This is a genomic window from Gilliamella sp. ESL0250 (assembly GCF_013345045.1).
GTDB classification, from domain to species: domain Bacteria; phylum Pseudomonadota; class Gammaproteobacteria; order Enterobacterales; family Orbaceae; genus Gilliamella; species Gilliamella apicola_H.
In genome coordinates this window covers 1-1,648 of the sequence record NZ_JAAEDV010000030.1, presented here as the reverse complement: position 1 = coordinate 1,648, position 1,648 = coordinate 1, and the positions used below count along the sequence as shown (strand labels likewise).

The 1,648-nt window shown below is 31.1% G+C and carries 1 protein-coding gene; it reads left to right on the top strand.

Going from position 1 to position 1,648, the window contains the following annotated elements:
* Positions 1-530: 530 nt before the first annotated feature.
* Positions 531-1,118, top strand: a complete 588-nt coding sequence (locus GYY69_RS12620; RefSeq protein WP_174798001.1) for a hypothetical protein — start codon at positions 531-533, stop codon at positions 1,116-1,118.
* Positions 1,119-1,648 lie beyond the last annotated feature (530 nt).

The window sequence follows — 1,648 nt, the reverse complement described above, 5'->3', positions numbered from 1 at the left end:
AATTCTCAAATAACCACGAAACGGTATAGAATCCTGAATATTTTTTACAAAAAATATAACCTAAAAAAGAAATATCACATCTTCATTAAAGTGCCTATCGTTTTCGACTTTCTCATTCCTTTGTTGTTGGGTAGTTTTTGTGAATTTTTGATTGGCACGATAGTTATCACATGTTTTAACCAATAGATACTGCAAATTCTCAAATAACCACGAAACGGTATAGAATCCTGAATATTTTTTACAAAAATATAACCCAAAACGTGAACATCTAGCTTGCCATCTTCATTTATCTTCAATGGATTTTTCAACTTCAGACGGTTATTTTATCTTTATGATATGCACCTATTTCTTATCTGGAATAAAGCGTTAGTATTGTTTTATGTTTATTCATTGCTGTAGTTTTTAAAATTACTGTAGACAAGGAAAATAGTGTCTGCATATTAATTAAATTTGTATTCACTATTTTCCAGCACTAGCAAATCGATCAATAAACAGCTAGAATTAATTAGCTTATTCTAAAAGGATGGGGTATGAAAAAGTTAATTGGTTATGTTGCCGTTTTAGCTATGCTAACTAGTTGCGCATCTCAAAAAATGATGTCCATTTATCAGACTAATGGCGTTGAAATAGCTCAAAATTCGTCAGGTGTGGATATTTTAAATAAATATAACACGTCACGACCTATTACAGTCTTTCACTCATCATTATCATTATGCATCGCTCAAGAACTGGATAACAGCCCCGTTGTATTAACCAGTGAAAATTATTTTGGTTCACCTTGGTGGTCTTATTATAATATACCTAATCAACAATCAATCACGGTTAGTGGTGGTGACACAATCAAGTTAGTTGAAGGTAATCATGTTGTCGCCGAAGCTGTAACTGACTATCTACATCGCACTAAATATTTTGTCAGCTATACCTTAACAACTACTCGCAATCAAAATAACATCCATTATCTGTTCAGCAACATTAAGCAAGCGCAACAATATACCGGTTCAGTAGTAAATGATGGATTTGAGAATGTTAAAACGCTTGAAAGCGCTCATCCTAACCTCGTGATTGAAGCGCTCAATAAAGAGGTTGATAAAATTCAAGAATGCTTATTACGTCAATAGCGAGTTAGTTCAATAAATTTTTTAATTCTGTTATTTATTTTGATATGTAACAACTAATCGTGTTGTTTGACAATAATTTGAGAAACTACTGTAATTGTAATTCCCGCCTTAATTTAATTTTATTATGTCATTCAATATTTTCATTGTTCAATATGGTATATGGGTTTCATTAATTGGAACAAAATCACTTAATCCTATTTTCCATCGTTGCTCAACATATTCTAATAACTCATCGAAATTGGAAAAAACATATTGTTCAAATGAAGTTATTGATTGATTGAATGCACTATCATTATCCGTTAATGCGGGATCTGCATAATATGTACGGAGCTCGTATAAAAAAAATACTTCTTCTTCATCTATTATTGGTCTTATAAGTTGATCTATATAAAGTGAATACAAGGTGTAACTATCCCCTAAAATAGTACAGCAAAAAAGTAGAAAATTCTCTATGATAAAAGTAAAGGGGATTTAATTATGAAAAAAATGACCGAACATCAGATTGTATCTATTTTAAAAGAAGCTGAAGC

What these genes read in the sequence shown, in the direction of transcription:
- GYY69_RS12620 (WP_174798001.1), top strand. Translation starts at nt 531, where the DNA reads ATGAAAAAGTTAATTGGTTATGTTGCCGTTTTAGCTATGCTAACTAGT.